Origin of the sequence: Yoonia sp., assembly GCF_036770585.1 — a bacterium.
In the GTDB taxonomy this organism is placed as follows: domain Bacteria; phylum Pseudomonadota; class Alphaproteobacteria; order Rhodobacterales; family Rhodobacteraceae; genus Yoonia.
In genome coordinates, this window is the sequence record NZ_DAIPIW010000006.1 from 57,735 (window position 1) to 64,613 (window position 6,879).

Consider the following 6,879-nt stretch of genomic DNA (forward strand, 5'->3'; position numbering starts at 1 on the left):
CTGGCTGTCGTCCATCGTCTGGGCCACAGTCTCGCCAAGACAGGTTAAGAAATTCTTTCCAATCGCAGAGGACAGCGCATGAACGCCGACCGTGCCGAGATCATCGCCCTTCAGGCCCTCGCCTGGCTTGTCGGCAACGACGCGCTTTGCCCTGTCTTTCTGGGCGCGACGGGGGGGTCGGAACAGGACCTGCGCGCCCGTGCCGCCGATCCCGATTTTCAGGCCTCGGTGCTGGAGTTCATCACGATGGATGACGCCTGGGTCGTCGCCTTTTGTGATTCGGTCGGTCTGGCCTACGATCAGCCATTGCGTGCCCGCTATGCCCTGCCGGGGGCCGAGCAGGTCAGCTGGACCTAAAGGTCGATCCGCACCACGCCGTCAGGGTCCGCCGCGCGGCTTTGGCACAGGATCATCGTGGTTTCGCGTTGCGCCTGTGACAGGACGAAGTCGCGGTGCTCGACCTTGCCCGCCACCACCCCGCATTTGCAGACACCACAGAGCCCGTCGCTGCATTTCACATCTACATCGACGCCCGCGCCGATCAGCGCCTCCGAGGCGCTTTGATCAGCGGCGACCGCGATTTGCCGCCCGTCGCGCAAGGCCAGCGTGAAGGCGTGGCTCGTGTAATCGGGCAGGTCAGGCACCGCGAAATATTCCAGATGCCGCGCCTCTTGGGGGAAACCATTGGCCTCTGCCGCGGCCATGACCGCGGCCATATAGGCGTCCGGCCCGCAGGTGTAGATATGCGCGCCCCTGGTGTAGCGGGTCAGGGTGGCAAGTGCTGCGCGCGACCCTTCGGCAGAGATGTGCAGGCTCACGCGATCGGCCCAGGGCATGGCTGCAAGATCACCCAGAAACCCAGCCTCGGCCCTTGTCCTGATACTGTAGTGCAGGGCGAAATCCGCGCCGATGGCGTGCAGCCTGTGCGCCATGGCGATCATCGGGGTGATGCCGATGCCGCCACCGAAGAGCAGCGTCCGTGTGGCATCCTCGACCAGGGGAAAATGGTTGATGGGGTGCGAGACGAAGACCCGCCGCCCTTCGGTAAAGATGCGGTGCATCAGCTTTGACCCGCCGCGCCCCGCATCCTCGCGCAGGACCGCGATCTGGTATGTGCTGCGGTCGGCAGGGTCGCCGGACAGGGAATACTGGCGGAAGAACTCGGGGGCGATCACCACGTCGATATGCGCACCTGCGGTGGCGGGCGGCAGGTCACCACCGTCGGGCAGGGCGAATTCGTATTTCGTCACCGTCTCGCTGATCTTTTCGGCCTTGGTGATGACGACGGCAATCACGGGCGAGTGGCCCGGCGCGGGGGCGTAGATATGTTCAGGCGGCTGCCCTGCGGCCCGCCGCGCCTTGTGTTCCCTGGCAGTGATCATCGCTTGATAGGCCGCGATCCCCGCCTCGCGGTCCATCGGGAAGGGCCAAGGGTAGGGCGGCGGGGCAAGCGGTGCGGGATAGACCGCAAGGGTCTGGTCCGCATAGCGCAGGTCAAGGCCTGTTTGCAGATCGCGCCGGTTTACCGGATGGCGGCTGGGGCGGTAGGCGCCGTCGTCCTCCATCTCGAGGTTCCACCACCAAGTCTTGACCTGATTGATGCGGCCCTTGCCCAATCTGTCGTCCAGTTTCGCCAGCGCCTTGGCCGCCTGCGGGACGGTCATCGCCAGCTTGCGGAACGGGGCCTCGGCGAAGAGACCCTCAAGGTTCCACGGGCAGGTTTTCATGCAGCGCCCGCACATCGCGCCGTTCTTCTGGCTGACGCGATAGGTGGTGCATTTCTGGCTGTCGGACTTCCAGATCTCATAGCCGTTGAACATCAGCTTCGGCCCCGCCGTGATCGCCCCCGAGGGACATTCACGGGCGCATTTGTTGCAGGCCTCGCAGAACCTTTGCAGGCCGAAGTCGATGGGCCTGTCATGGGCAATCGGCATGTCGGTGGTGACCACACCGGATTTCAGGCGCGGTCCGAGGAAAGGGTTCAGGATCACCTCGCCGATGCGGCTGACCTCGCCCAGACCGGACAGCAGCAAAAGCGGCGGGTGCAGGACCTCTTCATCCATCGCCGAATGGACTCGTGCCTCGTATCCCAGATTGCGCAGGTGTTGCGCCAGCACCCCGCCCAAAAGCGAGAACCGCAGGTAGGCGCGCATGGACTGCGCACAGGCGATCCAGTCGTCGCCCGATGCGCCCTCCATGGTCTCGTGCCCCTGATCGATGATCATGGAAATGGCGTGCGCGTGATAGGGGGTGATCGGGTCGCCCTTGGCGTCGTGGCTGTAATAGGCGAAATCGGGACAGGCGCTGAGCCCCACGGCATCGACACCGAGAAAATAGAGGGCGGCCTTGATATTGGCGGCGTTCCGCGCGGGCGTGTTTTCAACGCGGTCCGGTGCGGGGGTCCCGTTTTGCAGCAGCACGAAGGCCCCGAGTGTCGTGCGAAAGGCGAAGGCCGAGGCCGATTTGCGCACGAAATTGCCGTTCTTCGTCGCCTCCTGCACGGGTTTGCCAAGGTCGCCGAACAGGCCGCGCGCGAACATGTTGGCGCGTTTGGGCACGCGCGCGACATTGGCGCGGTCGATATAGGTCGTGGGGGCGTCCACGCGTTTCAGGGTCTCGAAGGGATGCGGGCCGCGGTGGTAGTCGCGCTTGGCGAAGGGATCGCGGGTGCGGGCGGATTTGGCATGGGCGCCAAGCCCGGTCCGGTAGCTGGCGGGTGGTTTCTGATGCGGGGCCAGCGGTTGGTCCGCGGTCAGTTCCAGCGTCGTGGTGACCGCCGCAAGGCCATAGCGGTCACCGGTGAAAGGATTGCGCAGCACGCCGCTTTCGTCGGCGACAAGTCCCGCCTGCAAGGCAAGCGCGCCCAGATGCACGTCGCTGGCGGCCATCGAATGCGCCCGTGCCCCGTAACCCAGCGTGCGGATATAGCTGGCGAGCGTCACGGCGGTTTCCATGCCCCGCAGACAGGCCCTGTGGGGCAGGGCATCCCTGATCCAGTCTGCCCCCGTCTCGTCCGGATCGGGGTCGCGCGGGTGATCGTAGAGAAACACGATGGCATGGGTGTGGTGGCGGCAGTCCTGCGGTGGCATCGCCATGCCCTCGCGCAGGTTCGCAAGGATCACGTCGATCCCCGCTGCAAGGGTCGACGGCTGCACCCGGCCGAGTGTCTCGGCCAGTCCGGCGACATCGGGATTGATAAGCGGTTCGGCTAACCATGCCTCGGGCGGGATCTTGCAGGTGCCCACCATGCCCGCATCACAATAGTAGCCGAAAGCCTTGAGATGATTGGCCCTTTCCGTCGGGCTGTCCGGTATGTCCGCGATCTCGCGCTTGATAAGGCCGTCGCGCGTGGCGTCCAGCATCGCCTGATAATCCTGCATCGCGTTCACGATACTCGCCGGGTCCTCGGGGCGGCGGAACGCCAGCCCCGCCATCGGTGCCAGCGCCGCAAGATCGACATGGCTCCGCCGCTGCAGCGCCTCCAGCGGGAAGGGGCCGAGGTGCATGGGCCGGGACTTGTAAGAGCGCAGTTTCAACATCGGTTGACACCGTCCGTCCGGCGGGGTCCGGTGTCAATGGCAGGAGAACGAGGCAGACCATGATCAAGGGCATCATCTTCGACAAGGACGGCACCTTGTTCGACTTCAACGCCACATGGGGCGCTTGGGCGCGCCAGATGCTGGCAGAGGAAACGGGCGGTGATCCGCTGCTGTTCGCACGTCTGGCAGAGGCGCTGGGCTATGACGCCGCCGCAGGACGGTTCGAGGCCGGAAGCATCGTCATCGCCGCGACCGTGGCCGAGGTGGCCGATGTGTTCCAATCCGTCCTGCCGGCCCTTGACCGGGATGCGTTACTGGACCGGATGAACGCCGCGTCGGCCATGGTCGCGCAGGTCGAGGCCGTGCCGCTGCGCCCCTATTTCGCCGGACTGCACGGGTCGGGCCTGAGGCTGGGGATCGCCACCAATGATGCCGAAGCCCCCGCGCGGCAGCACCTTTTGCGGGCCGAGGTCGCCCATTTCTTCGATTTCATCGCAGGCTATGACAGCGGCTTCGGGGCAAAGCCCGCGACGGGACAGCTTTTGGCGTTCTGCGACAGGGTCGCGCTTGATCCTGCGCATTGCCTGATGGTCGGGGACAGCACCCATGATCTGCACGCGGGCCGAGCGGCGGGGATGCGCACCGTCGGTGTCCTGACGGGACCGGCCCTGCAAGACGACCTCGCCCCGCTTGCCGATGTCGTGCTTGCGCATATCGGGCAGATTCCCGCATGGCTGGCGGCAGAAAATCTGCTGGCTTCCTGAATCCGACAGCTTGTGTCGGTTTCCCGTCATCCATTGGGTTCGGGGTCTGCGAAGCTGTGCCAAAGGGCGGCGCGGGGACTGGCAGCATGACGGAAATGGCGACAAAAACGCGGCGGCGCGGTGGTGGACGGGCGGGGGCGGCCACGCGGCGCGGCACGGCGACGATCGAGCAGATGCCGTGGCGTCTGCCGGTCAATACCGACCGCCCGACCGAACCGCTGGACGCGGCAGGCGTGCAGGCGATCCATGAGGGCGCGATGCGCATCCTCGAAGAGATCGGGATCGAGTTTCTGAACGAAGAGGCGCTGGTGCTCTTCAAGAAGGCCGGCTGCATCGTCAACGGCACCAACGTCCGCATGGGCCGCGACTGGGTGATGGAGATGCTGGGCTACGCGCCCGCGCTGTTCGACATCACGCCGCGCAACCCCGACCGCAAGATCACCATCGGCGGCAATCATATCCTGTTCGGAAACGTCTCGTCGCCGCCCAACTACTTCGATCTGGAGATCGGCCGGAAGGTCTCGGGCAGTCGCGCCCAATGCGCGGACCTGCTGAAGCTGACGCAGTATTTCAATTGTATCCATTTTGCAGGCGGCTATCCGGTGGAACCTGTCGATGTGCATGCCTCGGTGCGGCATCTTGATGTGCTTTATGACAAGCTGACCCTGACCGAAAAGGTCGTCCATGCCTACTCGCTCGGGAAAGAGCGGGTCGAGGATGTGATGGAGATGGTCAAGATCGCGGGCGGTCTGAGCGAAGAGGCCTTCGCCGCCAGGCCGCATATGTATACCAACATCAACTCGACCTCGCCGCTCAAGCACGATGTGCCGATGATCGACGGGTGCCTGCGCTGTGTGCGGCGCGGGCAGGCGGTGATCGTGACGCCCTTCACCTTGGCCGGCGCCATGGCCCCTGTCACGATGGCGGGTGCGGTCACGCTGTCGATCGCCGAGGCGCTCAGCGCGATTGCGCTGTTCCAGTATGTCCGGCCCGGTGCGCCTTGCGTGATCGGCACCTTCACCAGCAATGTGGACATGAAATCCGGTGCCCCCGCTTTCGGCACGCCGGAATACATGCGCGCCACACAGATGACCGGCCAGATGGCGCGGTTTTATGGCCTGCCGTTGCGGGCCTCGGGCGTCTGTACGGCCAATGTCCCTGACGGGCAGGCGATGTGGGAAACTTCGAACTCGCTCTGGTCGGCGGTGCAGTCGGGCACGAACATCGTCTATCACGCGGCAGGCTGGCTGGAGGGCGGGCTGATCGCCAGCCCCGAGAAATTCATCATGGACTGCGAAGTCCTGCAGATGATCCAGCGCTACATGGAACCGCAGGTCGTGGATACCTCGCCCGATGCAATCGCCATCGACGCGATCCGCGAGGTCGGCCCGAACGGCCATTTCTTCGGCATCCAGCACACGCAGGACCGCTATGAAAGCGCCTTCTATCAGCCCTTCGTCTCGGACTGGCGCAACTTCGAGGCATGGGAGGTCGCAGGCTCTGTCTGGACGCCCGAGCGGGCGCATGGCCTGTTCAAGGACATCATCGCGGGCTTCGAACCCCCGCCGATGGACGAAGGCATCCGCGAGGAACTGGAGGCCTTTGTCGTGCGCCGCAAGGCGGAAGGCGGCGCACCGACGGATTTCTAGCGGGTCCGGTCCGGCGGTCTACTGGCCGAGACAGGCGGTGAAACTGTCGCCAAGCCGCATCATCATCGCGCCATAAAGCTCGGGTCCCGCCGCAAGCCCGAGGCCGACGACATCCAGCGGCACGGTGTTCGCCGCCGTTCCCTCGACGACGATGGCAGCCCAGCGGTCGGGGATCGAGGTGTCGCTGAAGACGCAAGCGATGTTCTGGTCTGCCATCATCGCACGCAACGCGGCGACCTGCGCCGGACCCGGTGTTTCGGCATTGCCGGTGGCCAGCGCGCCCGAGGCCGTCAGCCCGTAGCGCGCCTCGAAGTAGTGGTAGCCGTCATGGGGCAGGATGTAGCTGGCCCCGGCGACCGTGGCCAGTCTGGCGGCCAGCGCGGCATCGAGGGTGTCGAGCCGCGCGACGGCTGCGGCGGCATTGGCCGCATAGGTTTCCGCGTTGTCGGGATCGATGACCGACAGCGCCTCGGCGATATTGGCGACCCAGACCTTCGCGACGGTCGGATCAGCCCAAGCATGCGGGTCGAAGGCGCCGTGATCATGGTCGTGGTCATGATCGTGGTCGTGATCGTGGTCATGATCGTCATGTGCATGATCATCGCTATGATCGTGGTCATGGTCGTCATGCGCGTGTTCATCACTGTGATCGTGGTCGTGATCCCCGTGGTCGTGATCATGATCATCAGCCTTGGCGCCGATCATCGCCAGATCGCGGAATTCCAGAGCCTCCCAGCCTTCGGTCTGCATCAGCGCGATCTTGGTCGCATCCGGTGCCAGCGTCTCCAGTGGCGCTTCCAGCCATGGCGTCAGCGCCTCGCCCACCCAGAACACCAGATCGGCAGTGTCGAGCGCCGCCGCATCGCTGGGCCGCAGCGCGAAATCATGCGGGTCCGCACCGGGGGGGAGCAGCAGGTCAGGGGTGCC

General features: G+C 65.0%; 5 protein-coding genes. 3 read left to right on the top strand and 2 right to left on the bottom strand.

What is annotated here, in order from left to right; genetic code table 11:
- Positions 1 to 78 precede the first annotated feature (78 nt).
- A complete protein-coding gene (locus V7N12_RS02525) occupies positions 79 to 357 on the top strand; it encodes a DUF3572 domain-containing protein (protein ID WP_333712467.1) in 279 nt (92 codons plus the stop codon).
- Here V7N12_RS02525 and V7N12_RS02530 read toward each other — a convergent pair.
- Positions 354 to 3,539, bottom strand: a complete 3,186-nt coding sequence (locus V7N12_RS02530; protein WP_333712469.1) for a reductive dehalogenase — start codon at positions 3,537 to 3,539, stop codon at positions 354 to 356. The genes V7N12_RS02525 and V7N12_RS02530 overlap by 4 nt on opposite strands.
- Before the next feature lie 59 nt (positions 3,540 to 3,598).
- Here V7N12_RS02530 and V7N12_RS02535 point away from each other — a divergent pair, with 59 nt between their 5' ends.
- Entirely contained in the window at positions 3,599 to 4,303 is a 705-nt protein-coding gene (locus V7N12_RS02535) for an HAD family hydrolase (protein ID WP_333712470.1), read from the top strand.
- A gap of 95 nt (positions 4,304 to 4,398) precedes the next feature.
- Positions 4,399 to 5,952: a trimethylamine methyltransferase family protein gene (locus tag V7N12_RS02540; protein ID WP_443089929.1), complete on the top strand. Its 1,554-nt coding sequence runs from the start codon at positions 4,399 to 4,401 to the stop codon at positions 5,950 to 5,952.
- Positions 5,953 to 5,970: 18 nt separating this feature from the next.
- On the opposite strand, the gene V7N12_RS02545 is transcribed toward V7N12_RS02540, so the two are convergent.
- A partial coding sequence (locus V7N12_RS02545) for a zinc ABC transporter substrate-binding protein (protein ID WP_333712474.1) occupies positions 5,971 to 6,879 on the bottom strand: 909 nt, incomplete at its 5' end.